The 14,946-nt window shown below is 69.1% G+C and carries 17 protein-coding genes; 7 read left to right on the forward strand and 10 right to left on the reverse strand.

The window, feature by feature from the left end; all coding sequences use genetic code 11:
- Positions 1-7: 7 nt before the first annotated feature.
- On the reverse strand, positions 8-838 hold the full coding sequence (locus tag ASC61_RS18550; protein ID WP_056214694.1) for an SDR family NAD(P)-dependent oxidoreductase: 831 nt from the start codon (positions 836-838) through the stop codon (positions 8-10).
- An 84-nt stretch (positions 839-922) separates the two neighbouring features.
- Between ASC61_RS18550 and lexA the strand changes: the two genes are divergently transcribed.
- The 4 genes from lexA to ASC61_RS20495 all read left to right on the forward strand — a co-directional run bounded on the left by lexA (position 923) and on the right by ASC61_RS20495 (position 3,361).
- On the forward strand, positions 923-1,645 hold the full coding sequence (gene lexA / locus ASC61_RS18555; protein WP_056214695.1) for a transcriptional repressor LexA: 723 nt from the start codon (positions 923-925) through the stop codon (positions 1,643-1,645).
- Between the two features lie 104 nt (positions 1,646-1,749).
- On the forward strand, positions 1,750-2,178 hold a 429-nt coding region (locus ASC61_RS20315; protein ID WP_235503595.1), incomplete at its 3' end, for a hypothetical protein.
- Between the two features lie 17 nt (positions 2,179-2,195).
- Positions 2,196-2,945 (forward strand): HAD family acid phosphatase (locus tag ASC61_RS20490; RefSeq protein WP_442854223.1); only part of this gene is annotated, 750 nt, incomplete at its 3' end.
- A 2-nt stretch (positions 2,946-2,947) separates the two neighbouring features.
- Positions 2,948-3,361: an HAD family acid phosphatase gene (locus ASC61_RS20495; protein WP_442854214.1), complete on the forward strand. Its 414-nt coding sequence runs from the start codon at positions 2,948-2,950 to the stop codon at positions 3,359-3,361.
- A 69-nt stretch (positions 3,362-3,430) separates the two neighbouring features.
- Here ASC61_RS20495 and galE read toward each other — a convergent pair whose 3' ends face one another.
- From galE to ASC61_RS18575, 3 genes are read right to left on the reverse strand one after another with little or no spacing between them, the layout of a single operon-like run.
- Entirely contained in the window at positions 3,431-4,396 is a 966-nt protein-coding gene (galE, locus tag ASC61_RS18565; protein WP_056214698.1) for a UDP-glucose 4-epimerase GalE, read from the reverse strand.
- A 25-nt stretch (positions 4,397-4,421) separates the two neighbouring features.
- Positions 4,422-6,356: a hypothetical protein gene (locus tag ASC61_RS18570; protein WP_157439559.1), complete on the reverse strand. Its 1,935-nt coding sequence runs from the start codon at positions 6,354-6,356 to the stop codon at positions 4,422-4,424.
- A 46-nt stretch (positions 6,357-6,402) separates the two neighbouring features.
- Positions 6,403-8,358: an ATP-dependent DNA helicase gene (locus ASC61_RS18575; RefSeq protein ID WP_056214710.1), complete on the reverse strand. Its 1,956-nt coding sequence runs from the start codon at positions 8,356-8,358 to the stop codon at positions 6,403-6,405.
- A gap of 106 nt (positions 8,359-8,464) precedes the next feature.
- Here ASC61_RS18575 and ASC61_RS18580 point away from each other — a divergent pair, with 106 nt between their 5' ends.
- Positions 8,465-8,938 (forward strand): GNAT family N-acetyltransferase, encoded by a 474-nt coding sequence (locus tag ASC61_RS18580; RefSeq protein ID WP_235503596.1) that lies wholly within the window; start codon positions 8,465-8,467, stop codon positions 8,936-8,938.
- Here the strand turns inward: ASC61_RS18580 and hflX are convergent.
- From hflX to miaA, 3 genes are all read right to left on the reverse strand, one after another.
- Positions 8,926-10,305: a GTPase HflX gene (gene hflX / locus ASC61_RS18585; RefSeq protein WP_056214713.1), complete on the reverse strand. Its 1,380-nt coding sequence runs from the start codon at positions 10,303-10,305 to the stop codon at positions 8,926-8,928. The genes ASC61_RS18580 and hflX overlap by 13 nt on opposite strands.
- Positions 10,302-11,120 (reverse strand): diaminopimelate epimerase, encoded by an 819-nt coding sequence (gene dapF, locus ASC61_RS18590; RefSeq protein ID WP_056214715.1) that lies wholly within the window; start codon positions 11,118-11,120, stop codon positions 10,302-10,304. The genes hflX and dapF overlap by 4 nt, the downstream gene beginning before the upstream one ends.
- 71 nt (positions 11,121-11,191) lie before the next feature.
- Entirely contained in the window at positions 11,192-12,106 is a 915-nt protein-coding gene (miaA, locus tag ASC61_RS18595; RefSeq protein WP_056214718.1) for a tRNA (adenosine(37)-N6)-dimethylallyltransferase MiaA, read from the reverse strand.
- Positions 12,107-12,184: 78 nt separating this feature from the next.
- Between miaA and ASC61_RS18600 the strand changes: the two genes are divergently transcribed.
- Entirely contained in the window at positions 12,185-12,400 is a 216-nt protein-coding gene (locus tag ASC61_RS18600; RefSeq protein WP_056214722.1) for an antitoxin, read from the forward strand.
- On the opposite strand, the gene ASC61_RS18605 is transcribed toward ASC61_RS18600, so the two are convergent.
- Complete coding sequence (locus ASC61_RS18605; protein ID WP_056214724.1) at positions 12,401-13,042, reverse strand: hypothetical protein; 642 nt, start codon at positions 13,040-13,042, stop codon at positions 12,401-12,403. It abuts the gene before it with no gap.
- 36 nt (positions 13,043-13,078) lie between these two features.
- Here ASC61_RS18605 and ASC61_RS18610 point away from each other — a divergent pair, with 36 nt between their 5' ends.
- Positions 13,079-13,675, forward strand: a complete 597-nt coding sequence (locus tag ASC61_RS18610; RefSeq protein WP_056214727.1) for a hypothetical protein — start codon at positions 13,079-13,081, stop codon at positions 13,673-13,675.
- A 2-nt stretch (positions 13,676-13,677) separates the two neighbouring features.
- Here the strand turns inward: ASC61_RS18610 and ASC61_RS18615 are convergent, their stop codons facing one another.
- The gene (locus ASC61_RS18615; RefSeq protein ID WP_056214730.1) at positions 13,678-14,238 is read right to left on the reverse strand and encodes an HhH-GPD-type base excision DNA repair protein; all 561 of its coding nucleotides are present in this window, start codon (positions 14,236-14,238) and stop codon (positions 13,678-13,680) included.
- Positions 14,239-14,275: 37 nt separating this feature from the next.
- The gene (locus ASC61_RS18620) at positions 14,276-14,908 is read right to left on the reverse strand and encodes a TetR/AcrR family transcriptional regulator (protein ID WP_056214733.1); all 633 of its coding nucleotides are present in this window, start codon (positions 14,906-14,908) and stop codon (positions 14,276-14,278) included.
- Between the last annotated feature and the right edge of the window lie 38 nt (positions 14,909-14,946).

The raw sequence follows: 14,946 nt of genomic DNA on the forward strand, positions 1-14,946 counted from the left end.
GTGACGCCTATCGCGTGCCGGCCTTCTTGAGCCTGCGGGCGCCGAGGCGGCGGATCCAGGGATCGACGTGAACCGCCGCACGTGGGGCGAGTGATGCCGTACGACCGACGACCCCGCGCCACGCCGGGAGCGTCTTGTAGACCCGCCCCGTGCCGAACATGTCGACCAGCTCGCGAGCGACCTGCGGCGGCGTGAGGAGCACGCCGGCAGCCAGTGCAGCGCGTACGTCACCGTGCGCGTCCATCGAGTGCACCATCGCGGTGTCGACCCCGTCGGGGCACACCGCGTGGACCTTGACCTTGTCGCGGTGCAGCTCGGAGGCGAGGGACGTGGTCAGCGACAGCACGGCCGCCTTGGTCGCGGCATACACGCTGAGGGCGGGCACCGGGGCGAGGGCGCTGAGCGACGCGACGATGCCGATGTCGCCGCCCTTGACGCCGTGCTGGTCCCGGAACGCGTCGGCGGCTGCGCGTACGCCCCAGATCACCCCGAGCACGTTGACGTCGACCATCGCGCGCACCTGCCCCACCGACAGCGCCGTCACGTCGCCTTCGGCCAGCACGCCTGCGTTGCAGACCCAGGCACCCAACGGAGCGAGCTCGCGGGCACGGGCGGCGATGTCGCGGTTGGCATCGGGATCGGTCACGTCGAGGCCGAGCCCCATCGCCGCCCCGATCTCCTTGGCGGCGATCTCGGCGGCGGCGGCGTCGAGATCGGTCACGACGACCTGATATCCCCGACCCACCAGCTCGAGCGCGATGGCCCGTCCGATGCCCCTGCCCGCCCCGGTGACGACGGCTGAACGGGGGCTTCCGGGCTTCACGAGGGTCTTCGGCACCGCCCCAACGTAGACGTCACGGCTCGCGACACGCCATCGAACATATGTTTGAACTGGCCCGGTGTTCCGGGTTACCCTTCCGGCATGACCGAAGACCGCAACGCCGACGTCACCGAGCTACCCGACGGGCCCGCAGACTCCTCCGGGCTGACCGCACGGCAGCGCAAGGTGCTCGAGTTCCTGCGCGACGAGATCGAGAAGCGGGGCTACCCGCCCAGCATGCGCGAGATCGGTGCGGCGGTCGGGTTGACCAGCACCTCCTCGGTCGCTCACCAACTTCGCGCCCTCGAGGCGCTCGGCTACGTCAAGCGCGACCCCAACCGGCCGCGGGCGCTCGAGATCTTCCTGCCCGACGTCATGGCGGCCCGCCGCTCGATGAGCAGCGCGGTCGAGAGCACGTTCGACGAGACCGGCATCGGCGACGCACTCCCCCAGGCCACCAACGTCCCGCTGGTCGGCCGCATCGCCGCCGGTGGTCCGATCCTGGCCACCGAGCAGGTCGAGGAGATCTTCCCGCTGCCCAAGTCGCTCGTCGGCGAGGGCACGCTGTTCCTGCTCGAGGTGTCGGGTGACTCGATGATCGACGCGGCGATCTGCCACGGCGACTACGTCGTGATCCGCCAGGAGCAGACCGCCAACAACGGCGACATCGTCGCTGCCCTGCTCGACGGCGAGGCCACGGTCAAGACGTTCCAGCGCAAGGACGGCCAGGTCTGGCTGCTGCCCCACAACGAGGCGTACGACCCGATCGACGGCACGCACGCCTCGATCCTCGGTATCGTCACCGCCGTCCTGCGCCGCGTCTGAGCGAACGTCGCTTAGTCAGTCCTTAACCTTCTGGGTCTCGCCTGGACAAGGCAACGCGAGTAGCGTCGTTGCGTCAGGCAACTGCTTCGTCCCGGGGGGACCCCATGATCTCGATTCGTACGCTCGCGGCCGTCGCCGTGACCTCGGCGCTCGTCCTCACCGGAGGACCCGCCCAAGCCAAGGGCCACCACGGCCACCACCCGAAGCTGAGCCCGCGCACGCATTTCGTCATGCAGCCCGACGGCTCCAGCGGACTCAAGGCCGACGGCGCCGGCATCCCCAACATCGACTCGGTCAAGAAGACGATCGCTGCCTACTACGGGGACCCCGGCACGGGCATCGCCGACAAGGCGTCGTCGCCCTACATCTCCGAGATGGACCGCATCGTCGCGCGGGCCACCAAGAACCTGCAAGCCACGTACGACCGCGAGATCAGGCAGGGCAAGAAGCCGGCGATCGTGTTCGACGCGGACGACACGACCCTGTGGACGTACGACATGGAGGTCGCCGGCATGCACTTCACGTTCGACCCGNTCTGCAGGACGTCTACGTGCAGGGTCAGAAGTTCCCCGCCACCCCGGCGATGGTCGGCTTCGTCGACAAGGCCGCCGACATCGGCTACACGATCTTCGGGCTCACCGGGCGCAACGACAACCAGAAGGCCGCGACGCTCGGCAACCTCGACAAGGTCGGCTACGACGCGTTCACGGCCGACCGCTTCTACACCAAGTGGACCGGCGTCGGCTCGTCACAGCAGCCCTCCTACATCTCGTGCGCCGCCGCCAAGTGCACGACCGTCGAATACAAGGCGGGCACGCGCAAGCACATCGAGTCGCTCGGCTACGACATCACGCTCAACGTCGGCGACCAGTGGTCCGACCTGCAGGGCGGGTACGCCGACAGCACCCTCAAGCTGCCCAACCCGACCTACTACCTGCCGTCGGCCAACCTGCCGGGCGTGCACGAGTCGGAGCTGTCGCCGCGTACGCACTTCACCATGAAGCCCGACGGGTCCAGCGGGCTGAAGGGCGACGGCGAGGGCATCCCCAACATCGACTCGGTCAAGAGCACGATCTACGCCTACTACGGTGACCACGGCACCGGCACCGCTGACAAGGAGAGCTCGCCCTACATCCGCGAGATGGCGAAGCTGACCCGCTCGTTCGCCCCGTCGGTGCTGGCTCAGTGCCGCGCCGGCGTCAAGCGCCACACCAAGCCGGCGATCGTCCTCGACGCCGACGACACGACCCTGTGGACGTACGACATGGAGGTCGCCGGCATGCACTTCACGTTCGACCCGNCCTGCAGGACGTCTACGTCCAGGGCCAGAAGTTCCCGGCCACCCCGTCGATGGTCTCGTTCGTCAACGCCGCCGACCGGGCAGGGTGCACGATCATCGGCCTGACCGGGCGCAACGACAACCAGAAGGCCGCGACGATCGGCAACCTCCAGAAGGTCGGCTACCAAGGCTTCACCGCCGCCAACTACTACACCAAGTGGACCGGTGTCGGCTCGTCACAGCAGCCGTCCTACGTGACCTGCGCGACCGCCAAGTGCACCACGATCGAGTACAAGTCGCAGACCCGCGCGCACGTCGAGTCACCCAGCGGCGGCGGCTACGAGATCGTGGCCAACTTCGGTGACCAGTTCAGCGACCTGATCGGCGGGCACGGCAAGGCGTACAAGCTGCCCAACCCGACCTACTACCTGCCGTAGCCCCACGCTTCGTGACGGAAGTCGTCACTCCCTGACCGGGGGTGACGACTTCCGTCACAAAACTCGGGGTCAGACGGGGTGGTTCTGACGGGCCTGCCAGGCGCTGCTGACCATGTCGGCCAGCGAGTGGCGCATCGCCCAGTCGAGGTCGCGCCTGGCGAGCTCTCCCGAGGCGACGATGCGGGCGGGATCGCCGGGCCGGCGGTCACTGATCTCCGGCTCGAAATCGATGCCGGTCGCGTCGGCGACCGCCGTCATGATCTCGCGCACCGACACGCCGTCACCGCTGCCGAGGTTGTAGACCGGCTCGAGCTGGGTGCCGGCGAGGAGCTTCTGGGCGGCGACCACGTGGGCGTCGGCGAGGTCGGCGACGTGGATGTAGTCGCGCACGCACGTGCCGTCCGGCGTCGGGTAGTCGTCGCCGAAGATCCGCGGCGTACGGCCCTCGAGCAGCGCCTCGATGACGAGCGGAAAGAGGTTGTGCGGGCTCGTGTCGTAGAGGTCCGGCACGGCCGAGCCGACGACGTTGAAGTAGCGCAGCGACGTGTGGTGCATCGGGAACGCGCGGGCCGCATCGCGCAGGAGCCATTCACCGATCAGCTTGCTCTCGCCGTAGGGGGACTCCGGGGCCGTCGCGGTCGTCTCGGTCACGATGTCGACGTCGGGCGTGCCGTAGACCGCGGCGCTCGAGGAGAACACGATCTTGTCGACGTCGGCCTCGTGCATGGCCTGCAGCAGGCTGACGGTGCCCTGGACGTTCTGCTCGTACGTGTGCAGGGGGCGCTGGACGGACACGCCGGCGTACTTGAACCCGGCGAGGTGCACGACCGCCTCGACCTCGTGCTCGACCATCGCCTTGGCGACGAGCGTGCTGTCGAGGATGTTGGTGTCGATGAACTCGACTCCGTCCGGCACGAACTCGCGATGGCCGCTCGAGAGGTCGTCGACGACGACGCAGTCGAGCCCGGCGAGGCGGAACGCGCGGACGATGTGCGAGCCGATGTAGCCGGCGCCGCCGGTGACGAGAACGGTCATGACGACCAGCCTGTCAGAGCCCCGGTCACCCCTTGAAGTAGAGGGTGCCGGCGCTGTAGGTGTGACCCGACGTGACGCTGATCGAGTGCTTGCCCGTGAACGTACGACCGATGCCACGCCACGAGTCGGAGTTGACCGAGATCGTCCACCTGCCCGACGGCAGGCCGGCCACGTAGAAGTTGCCCTTGCTGTCGGTCACGTCGGTGCGGATGACGCGAATGCCGTCGGATGACGACAGCCGCACCATGATCTCCTTGTTGGTCTTGCCGCCGGCCCGCTTCACGTGACCCTTGACGATCGCGCCCTTGCGGATGGTGGAGACCTGCTCCGTGGTGGACTGATCGAAGCCCCGGATGCGGGCGGTGTTGTTGTAGGTGCCCGTGCCCAGCGCCTTGCAGTAGCCGCGATACATCCAGCCCTTGTATCCGCTCGGCGGGGTCTTGCGGACGTAGCCCATCGCGAGGGACTTGGAGTACTCCTCGTACTTGCCGGCGACGGTCTTCCAGCGCTCCGCGCCACGGTCGGCGCCGCTGAAGTAGGCGTCGTTGTTGGGGAACACGCTCGGGTACCAGGCGGAGCAGCTCGTCCTGCGCCCGACCTCTACCCAGTACTTGCCGGGCGGGAGGTTCTTGATCGTGTTGTCACCATTGGCGTTGCCGTTGCTGTTGGTGTGTCCTCGCGCGACCACCGGCGCGGAGAGCACCGGGAGGCCCGGGATCTTCTCGCGGATCGTGACGGTCTGGTCGCTCGCGGTGGGTGAGAACCCGGAGAACGCACCGTCAATCAACAGGTCGTTGGAGCTGCGACGGACCTGGACGTTGTAGCCCGACAGGATCCCACCAGCAGGGATGGCCAGGAGGTTGGCGGTCGAACGCTCATAGTCCATGACGTCGAAGCAGCTGCCGAAGCCGGTGCCACTGCCCGTCCGCGCATTCCACGTCCTCACGGCCCCGTAGGAGGCGCGGACCATGTAGCGCTGGGTGCCGGTGTAGACCGGCAGGAAGTCGACCGAGTAGGCGCCACCGTTGGCCGCGTCGGTCGAACCGTAGACGTTGCCGCAGTAGGGGAAGTCGTACTCGCGGCGCGTCTTGGAGTTGGAGGAGTAGGTCCGCGGCGGCGCGGCAACCGTGATGTCGACGCGCCCGTTGGGCGGGACACTGTTGGTGACCTGGCCGGTGATCGAGCCATAGGTGAAGTTGGCGTTGTAGTCGCCCATCTTGGTGGCCCGCAGCGTGGTGCCCTCGTCGAGATAGCGACCGCCGCCGCCGGTCGTGCTGCCGTCGCTGCCTCGCCAGTACCAGCTGCGGGTCGTGCCGTTGTCGGCGTTGTCCACGTGGCCGCTGATCCGCAGCTTGTAGGGACCCGAGGCGGAGTTGTTGGTCCCCAGGGAAACGGTGAACTTGTAGATGCCGCCGTTGGTCGGAACCTCGGCGTAGCGCACGACCTGCGTGCCACCGCCGCGCAGGCTGCGCACCAGCTCGACCTTGATGTCGCTGGCGGTGTGACCGGCCGGGCCCTGGACCACACCGGTGATCTGCTGTGCGGTCAGGAGCGTCTCGGTCTGGACGTTGTAGGTCCGGGTCTTGTTGCGCGGGTAGTCCTGGTTGACCACCAGCACGGCGTCCTTGTAGTAGACGTCGCCGCGCTTGATGCCGCCGTTGGCCGCATAAGGGTAGGCCGGCTCGGTCGTGCGTACGGCCACCTGCATCGTGCGGGACGAGTGCGCCGGGACGCTGTAGTCACGGACCCGAGTGCTGGAGTTGGTGAAGCTCAGCTTGCCCTTGCACGTCTTGGACGCAAAGCACTGCACCGTCACCTTGCCGAGCCCGCTCGTGGAGATCGCAATGTTGCGCGTCGGCACGGCCGCGTCATAGGTCATGGCCTCCGCGGGCATCGCCACGAGGGCCCCGGAAACCACCGCCGGAACGGCGAGAAGCATGGCAATGAGACGCAGTTTCATGGAATCCCCGGGACGTCGGCGAATGGAGAGAATCTGCGACAGGTTATCAAACTTCAGGGGTGGTCACTGCATTCGCCGCGTCGTCCAGGCGGCGCAACGCGGCCAGCGCGACCTCACGGTCGGTCGTACGCCACATGTCGGGCAACGAAGCAGCCAGGAACGATCCGTAGCGCGCCGTGACGATGCGTGGGTCGAGGATGGCGACCACACCCTTGTCGGTGGCCCGCCGGATCAGACGGCCGGTCCCTTGGGCCAGCAACAGTGCGGCGTGGCTGGCGGCGACGCTCATGAACCCGTTGCCGCCGCGCTTCTCGACCAGGCGTTGGCGGGCGCTCATCAGCGGGTCGTCCGGACGGGGGAACGGCACGCGGTCGATGATCACCAGTTGGCACGTGTCGCCCGGCAGGTCGACGCCCTGCCAGAGGCTGAGCGTGCCGAACAAGCAGGTGCTCGGTGTCTCGGCGAAGCGGCGGGCGAGCTCGGGCAGCTGGGCGTCGCCCTGGCACCAGATGTCGATGTCGGGCAGCCGGGTGCGCACCTCCTCGGCGGCCTTCTCGGCGGCGCGGCGCGAGGAGAACAGGCCGAGCGTACGTCCGCCGGCGGCCTCGACGAGTGCGGCGATCTCGGCGAGCTGTGCCTCCTCGAGCCCGTCACGCCCCGGCAGCGGCAGGTCGCGAGCGACGTAGAGCATGCCCTGCTTGCGGTAGTCGAACGGTGAACCGACGTCGAGCGAGCTCCACGAGTCGTCACCCGGCGCGAGTCCCAAGGAGCGCGCCACCGGGTCGAAGCCGCCACCCAGCTTGAGCGTCGCGCTCGTCAGCACGACGGTCTTGTCGGCGAAGAGCTTGTCGCGCAGGCTCGCCGACACGTCGATCGGCGCGATGTGGAGCTGCTTGTTGCCGCGGTTGTCGCTCATCCACAACACTTCGGTCTCACCCTTGGCGGCCATGCGCTCGGCGATCTTGCGAATGTCGTCGACCATGCCGCGGGCCTGCTGTCGCGCGGCGTCGGGCTCACCCTTGTCCTTGTCCTTGTCCTTGGGGAACGCCGAGAGGCAGGCTCGCGCGGTGTCGCGCACGAATGCCAGGACCTCCTGCAGCGGCTGCGGCGGGTCGTCGATGCGGCCTTCCTCGGTGCGGGCCAGCACGTCCGCGAGCGCGTCGGAGGCGTCGGTCAGGTCGTCGGCCTCCTTGCCATCGACCTGCGCACGCGCGCGTCGGGCGGCCCGCTCGACCACGACGGGGTCGAGCTCGTCGGTCGACGCCTGGGTCACGCGGGCGGCCAGCTCGTGCGCCTCGTCGACGATCACGGCGTCGTACTCAGGGAGCATCGGCACGCCGTCGATCGCGTCGATCGCCAGCAGCGCGTGGTTGGTGACCACGACCTGCGCGGTGTGCGCGTCCTCGCGAGCCCGCTCGGCGAAGCACTCGAGGGCATGGGCGCAGCGCGAGGCGCCGAGGCACTCGCGGTGATTGACGCTGACCTGTCGCCACGCGCGTTCGGTGTGGGCGGGGGCGGCGTCGCGGTCACCCAGGTGCGAGCCCTTGGCCTGCTCCTCGGCCCACTCGCGGAGCTCGAGCACCTCGGCACCGAGCGATCCTTCGGGTACGTCCACGAGCGTGCCCTGGTCGTCCGGAGCGCCCTCGCGTACGCGGTGCAGGCAGGCGTAGTTGCTGCGTCCCTTGACCACCGCGTGGTGAGGAACGACGTCGAGGGTCGCGCGTGCGGCGTCCTTGAGCGCGGGGATGTCACGCTCGACGAGCTGGTGCTGGAGGTTGAGCGTCGCGGTCGCCACGACGACGCGCTTGCCGTGCAGCAGGCTCGGCACGAGGTAGCCGAGCGACTTGCCGGTGCCGGTGCCGGCCTGGACCAGCAGGTGCTGGCCGCTCTCGAGGGCGTGCTGCACCGCCTCGGCCATCTCGATCTGGCCCGGCCGGTCCTCTCCCCCGACAGCCTCGACGGCGGCATGCAGGACCGCACGTACGTCAGGAGTGGAGGGCATGCGGCAAGGCTAGTCGCGTCGACGACCCGCCCCTGACGCGCGTCCACAGGCAACCTCGGTGGCTCAGGGGCGCGGTAGCGTCTCGGCATGCCTGACGTCATCCTCCGTGCCGCCACCGCCGACGACGTCGAGGCGATCGCCGGCGTCTGGCACCGCGGCTGGGCCGACGGGCACGCCGGACACGTGCCAGCCGGACTGCACGCGCACCGCACGCCAGCGCACTTCCTCGGGCCTGACGCCGTCGCGCACACCCCTCACGACCGTCGCGGTCGCCGACGACCAGGTGATCGGGTTCGTCACGGTCCACGAGGACGAGATCGAGCAGGTCTACGTCGACGCGTCAGCCCGAGGCTCGGGGACGGCTGCCCTGCTGCTCGATCACGGCGAGCAGCTCGTCGGCGCCTCGTACGAGCGGGCGTGGCTGGCGGTCGTGGCGGGCAACGCACGCGCGCGCAGGTTCTACGAACGGCGCGGCTGGGTGGACGCCGGACCGTTCGACTACTCCGCCGAGACCGACGACGGCACCTTCACCGTGCCGGCCCTGCGCTACGAGAAGGACCTGCGGCGTCAGACGGCGTAGGGCTCGAGCTCGCTGGCCAGCTGCCCGTGGACGCGGGCCACGACGTGCGTGCCGTCGGACTCGTGGTCGAGCGACTCGATCTCGCCCTGCGTGTGGATCTGGTTGAGCAGGTCACCGCGGGCATAGGGCAGCAGCACGTCGACGTGGGTCGCGGGCTGCGGCAGGTCGGCCTCGATGGCGCTGAGCAGCTCATCGATGCCCTCGCCCGTGCGGGCGCTCACCACCACGGCGTGGGGCTCGCGGGCCAGCAGGTTCTTGATCACGAGCGGGTCGGCGGCGTCGGCCTTGTTGATCACGATGATCTCGGGCACGTCGAGCGCGTCGACGTCGGCGAGCACGCTGCGTACGGCCGCGATCTGGCCACCGGGATCGGGGTGCGAGCCGTCGACGACGTGCAGGATGAGGTCGGACTCGGCGATCTCCTCGAGCGTCGAGCGGAACGCCTCGACGAGCTGGTGCGGCAGGTTGCGGACGAACCCGACGGTGTCGGACATCGTGTAGACGCGGCCGTCGGAGGTCTGCGTGCGCCGCGTCGTCGGGTCGAGCGTCGCGAACAGCGCGTCCTCGACGAGCACGCCGGCATCGGTGAGCCGGTTGAGCAGGCTCGACTTGCCGGCGTTGGTGTAGCCGGCGATCGACACCGACGGGATCTCGTGACGCTTGCGATTGGCCTTCTTGGTCTCGCGAGCCTTGCCGAGTTCCTTGAGCTCACGACGCAGCTTGGTCATCTTCATCTGGATGCGCCGGCGGTCGGTCTCGAGCTTGGTCTCACCGGGGCCACGGCCACCGATGCCCTCGCCGCCGGCGGCCTGGCCACCGGCCTGCCGGGACAGGTTGCCGCCCCAGCCGCGGAGGCGCTGGGTCTGGTACTGCAGCTGGGCGAGCTCGACCTGCGCCTTGCCCTCCTTGGACTTGGCGTGCTGGGCGAAGATGTCGAGGATCAGCGCGGTGCGGTCGACGACCTTGACCTTGCAGCGGTCCTCGAGGTTGCGCAGCTGGCTCGGAGCGAGGGCGCCGTCGCAGATGATCGTGTCGGCGCCCGTCGCGACGACGGCAGCACGCAGGTCCTCGACCTTGCCGCTACCGATGTAGGTCGCGGGGTCGGGCTTCTGCCGGCGCTGGATCAGGGCGTCAAGCACCTCGGAGCCGGCGGTCTCGGCGAGCAGCTTGAGCTCGGCGAGCGAGTTGTCGGCGTCCTCAGCGGTGCCTTCGGTCCACACGCCGACGAGGACGACGCGCTCGAGGCGCAGCTGCCGGTACTCGACCTCGGTGATGTCCTCGAGCTCCGTGCGCAGGTTGGCGACGCGCCGCAGCGAGTTGCGCTCCTCGAGCTCGAGCCCCTCGGTGCTGCCTACTTGTTCGGTCATGCAATCCAATCCATGGTGCCCTGCGCGACGATCTCGGCGGGGCCGGTGAGCACGATGTGGTTGTCGGCGTTCCAGGTGACGTGGAGCGTGCCGCCGGGCACGTCGACCCGGTAGGAGGTCGGTCGCTCGGCGCCGTCGGCCACGGCTGTCGCCACGGCGACGGCGCAGGCACCGGTGCCGCAGGAACGCGTCTCCCCCGAGCCTCGCTCGTGCACACGCATCGCGACGTGGCGCTCGCCCTGGCGGACCACGAACTCGATGTTGACGCCTTCGGGATAGACCGACTCGTCGTAGTCAGGTTGGGTCAGCAGGCTGCCCGCGTCGTCCAGCTGGTCGACGAAGGCAACGGCATGGGGGTTGCCTGTACGAACATCCTGCGCCTCCCAGGTGTTCCCGGCCGCACTGACCTTGGAGACACCGAGCACCTCGGGCGTGCCCATGTCGACGCTGAACAGGTCATCGGCGCAGGTGATGGTCTTGTCGCCGCCGCGGGTGCCGACGACGATCGGCCCCGCCGGGTCGACGAGGCCCTGCTGGACGAGGTGCAGCGCGAACACCCGGATGCCGTTGCCGCACATCTCACTGACTGACCCGTCGGCGTTGCGATAGTCCATGAACCACTCGCCAGCTGACGTCTCGCCGAGCGCCTCGGCGCGGATGACGCGCATGACGCCGTCGGCGCCGATGCCGCGCCGACGGTCGCAGAGGGCGGCCACGAAGGCACCCTCCAGCTCGCCATGGATCGTGCCGTCATGGTCCGGGAGCAGCACGAAGTCGTTCTCCGTGCCGTGCCCCTTGAGCCATGGAAAAGTCATGGGTTCCAGTCTACGTGGACACAGGGATGCGGCGTCCTTTCGACAGGCTCAAGGACCATAGGGCCAGGACATCAGGGCCGGATGACCGCCAGCGCTTGGTCGACGAGGTCGTCGGCGTCGTACGGCAGCCAGTGGATCCGCGGGTCCTTGCGGAACAGACGATCCTGGCGCCGCGCGAACTTCCGCGTGCCCGTGACCGTCGCCTCGCGCGCCTCGTCCTCGCTCATCTCGCCTCGCAGGAAGGCGAGGATCTGCTGATAGCCCAGCGCCCGGCTGGCCGTGAAACCGTCCTCGAGCCCGGTCGCCCGCAACGCGCGAACCTCGTCGACGAAGCCGGCAGCCCACATCGCATCGACCCGTGCTGCCAGGCGTACGTCGAGGACGGGGCGCGGGACGTCGAGGCCCAGCATCGTCAGGCCGCCGAACACCGACTCGTACGCCGGCATCGTCGCGACGAACGGCTCCCCCGTCAGCTCGATGACCTCGAGTGCCCGCACGAGCCGTCGTTCATTGGTCGGCAGGATCTGCGCCGCCGCTGCGGGATCGCGCGCTGCGAGCTCGGCATGGAGGGCTTCTGCGCCACGGGTGGCGAGCGCGGCCTTCCACCGGTCCCGTACGTCCGGGTCGGTGCCGGGGAAGTCGAGCCGGTCGAGGATCGCACGGACATACAGCGCCGACCCACCCACGACGATCGGCGTGACGCCGCGCCGATGGCAGTCCATGATCGCCGCACGGGCCCAGGTCTGGAACTCCGCCACCGCGGCGGACTGCGTCACGTCCAGCACGTCGAAGAGGTGGTGCGGTATGCCGCCGCGTTCGGCGACCGAGGGTTTCGCGGTGCCGATGTCCATGCCGCGATAGAGCTGCATCGAGTCGGCGTTGACGATCTCGGCACCGCCGAGGCGCTGCGCGAGCGCGACGGCCAGCGACGACTTGCCGGACGCGGTCGGTCCGACGACGGTCACGACGCGTTCGGACACAGACATGGGCAAAGTCTCGCAGTAGTGTGTGGAACCACGCGGGGGCGGCCGTCCCCCATTTCTCATGAAACAAGGAGGGAAGCCATGGGTTTCCTCGACAAGTTCAAGAAGCAGGCCCCTCAGCTCAAGGAAAAGGCAGCTGACCTGGCCAAGAGCCAGAACGACAAGATCGACGCCGGCATCGACAAGGCGGCCGACGCGGTCAACAAGGCCACCAAGGGCAAGTACGAGGACAAGATCGACGCCGCCGCCGACAAGGCTCAGGACGGCGTCGACAAGCTCGCCGAGGACGGCAAGTAGCTAGCTGAGCACCCAGTCGGCGACCCAGTAGCCGACGCCGAAGGGCGCCACGTCGACGCGCAGGTTCGCGACGATGTCGGCGCCCTTCGCCAGCTCTCCGAGGGTTCGCAGGGCCGGCACGCCCGCAGCCCACAGCTCAGCACCCAGCTCGACGTCGAGGGCGGCCAGCGCCTCCGCGTCACCGGCCGCGAGCGCAGCGGCGATCGAGGCGTCGAACGCCTCCGCCCGCTCGTCGAGGAAGCCCGGCGCCGTGGTCGACCGCTTCGCACTGCCGTCGGCCATCACCAGGAGCGCAGCACCGTCGGCATCGGGCACGCCGGTCGAGTACGTCCGCGGGCCCGACCATCCAGCCCGATCCAGCAACCAGGCTCCCACGGCGAGGCTGAGCGGCAGGTCCGAGCCCGGCCCGCCCACGTGGAGGTCGAGGCCGTACGCCGCGAACGTCCCTCCGGCGGACTCATCGGAGTCCGCCGCCAGGTCGCCGGTGCCGAGCACGACGATGCGCTCAGCCCCACGCCCGAGCAGCACCGACACCGCGGCATCGCACGCGGAGCGCAGGGCCGCCAGGTCGTCCGCCGCTCCTGAGGCAATCGCCGGGATGATCATCGGCGGGTGCGGGCACACGGCAGCTGCGAGGATCACGGGTCAGAGGCTACCCGGCCGTGACACGATGGGACCGTGTTCGACTCCCGGGGACTGCCTGACTACCCGCCCCCGCACAACGCCTGGCAGTTTCCGCCGCCCAAGGTGTCGCCACGGTGGAAATGGGTCGCGATCGGCGCGTCCGTCCTCGGCCTCGTCGCCGGCACGACCTTGCTGGTCGTGACCATCGCGGTCGGCTCGTCGGGCATGGAAGGCGTCATCGACGACCCTGACCTGATCTCCGTCATCGAGTCCCGGTGCGACACGATGACGACCAGGGTCGAGTCGCAGCCGATCCACGGCACCGCTCGTCAGCAGGGCGAGTCGATCCTGCGGCAGAATGTCGCGATCAGGGACATGATCTCGGGCATCACCGCCACGGCCGGGCCCAAGCTGCTGGCCGACGACCCGCCAAGCACCCAGTGGCTCGCCGACTGGAGCTCGCTGTCCGAAGCGCGCGAGACGTACGCCGAGGCCCTGATGGCCGGTGAGGCCGCGACGCTGGAGCTGCCGACGGACGATCGCGGCAGGGACATCGACGTACGCATGGAGGACGCGTTCCTCGACGGCTCGACGTGCCGGGTGCCCGAGGTGCTCGTGAACCCTGAGCCCGACGACGCCTCAGGCGTCTGAGCTCAGGCGCGCGCGGCGGCCTTCGCGGCCTGCTTGAACGCCCGCACCTTGGCCAACGAGTCGGCGTCGACCACGTCGGCCACGGAGCGATAGCCCTTCTTGCCGTAGTCGCCGACGACCGTGGTCCAGCCCGCCGGCTTGACGCCCAGCTGCTTGGCCACCAGCGCGGTGAAGATCTTGGCCTTCTGCTCCCCGAACCCCGGCAACGCACGGAGCCGCGCCATCAGCGCCTCGCCCGTGCGCGCCTCGGTCCAGATGCGTGAGGCGTCGCCGTCGTACTCCTCGGCGACGACCTTGGCCAGGGCCTGCAGGCGTCCGGCCATCGACCGGCCGTAGCGGTGGATCGCCGGCGGCGTGGCGCACAAGTCGGCGAACGCCTCGGGATCCGCGTCGGCGATCGCGGACGGGTCGAGCGTGCCGAAGCGGTCCAGCACCTTGGCCGGCCCGGCGAACGCACGCTCCATCGGGAACTGCTGGTCGAGCAGCATGCCGGCGAGCAGGGCGAACGAGTCGTTGGTCAGGACCTCGTCGGCGTGCGGGTCCTGGGCGATGCGGATGGCCATGCGCTCATCCTCGCACCTGCCGTGGGCTCCGTCACGATCACTCGAGCGGCTGGGTGACCGACAGCATGACGAGCGGGATCGTGACGCGGAGCAGGTCGAGGTCGAGCGGACGTCGTTCGATGAGCGCCTCTCGCAGCGCCGTGTCGTACGTGCCCATGATGATCGCCGAGGCGTGACTCGCCTGGACTGTCAGCTGCAGCCCGAGGTCGCGCAGCACCGCGACCATGATCGCCTCGAACTGCGCCCGGACCTCACGCCATGCGTCGTTGAACTCCCGGCCGACGGCATCGTCGCGCACGCCGCGCAGCTCGAACTCGGCGTGCACGAGATACCACTCGCGATCGGGCGGCTGCAGCTTGAAGAACCGGTCCATGATGACGCCGACCGCCTCGACCGGATCCATGCCGGCGTACGACTGCGGGTCGGCCGCCTCGCGCAGGATCGCCATCATCAGCTCGCGCTCGCGCCGGAACAGGGCGAGGACGAGATCGTCCTTGCTCGTGAAGTTGGAGTAGAACGCGCCGCGGGTGAAACCCGCCTCGTCGCAGATGCGCTCGACCGACGCGCCCTGGATGCCTTCGGCGGCCAGCACCGCGCGGGCAGCGTCGAGGAGCCGCTCGCGGGTCGCGGCGCGCGATCGGGGTGTGGCGGGTGCCGTGTTGCGGGTCACGCTGCACACTCTACTCGATACATTGCTGTATCGGATAC

This window comes from Aeromicrobium sp. Root344, from assembly GCF_001425755.1.
Taxonomy (GTDB): Bacteria; Actinomycetota; Actinomycetes; order Propionibacteriales; family Nocardioidaceae; genus Aeromicrobium.

Coding starts and splice junctions, on each gene's coding strand:
- galE (WP_056214698.1), bottom strand. CDS start 4,396: ATGACCGTTCTCGTCACCGGCGGCGCCGGCTACATCGGCTCGCACATC.
- ASC61_RS18615 (WP_056214730.1), bottom strand. CDS start 14,238: ATGGCCATCCGCATCGCCCAGGACCCGCACGCCGACGAGGTCCTGACC.
- miaA (WP_056214718.1), bottom strand. CDS start 12,106: ATGTCTGTGTCCGAACGCGTCGTGACCGTCGTCGGACCGACCGCGTCC.
- ASC61_RS18600 (WP_056214722.1), top strand. CDS start 12,185: ATGGGTTTCCTCGACAAGTTCAAGAAGCAGGCCCCTCAGCTCAAGGAA.
- lexA (WP_056214695.1), top strand. CDS start 923: ATGACCGAAGACCGCAACGCCGACGTCACCGAGCTACCCGACGGGCCC.
- hflX (WP_056214713.1), bottom strand. CDS start 10,305: ATGACCGAACAAGTAGGCAGCACCGAGGGGCTCGAGCTCGAGGAGCGC.
- ASC61_RS18575 (WP_056214710.1), bottom strand. CDS start 8,358: ATGCCCTCCACTCCTGACGTACGTGCGGTCCTGCATGCCGCCGTCGAG.
- dapF (WP_056214715.1), bottom strand. CDS start 11,120: ATGACTTTTCCATGGCTCAAGGGGCACGGCACGGAGAACGACTTCGTG.
- ASC61_RS18570 (WP_157439559.1), bottom strand. CDS start 6,356: ATGAAACTGCGTCTCATTGCCATGCTTCTCGCCGTTCCGGCGGTGGTT.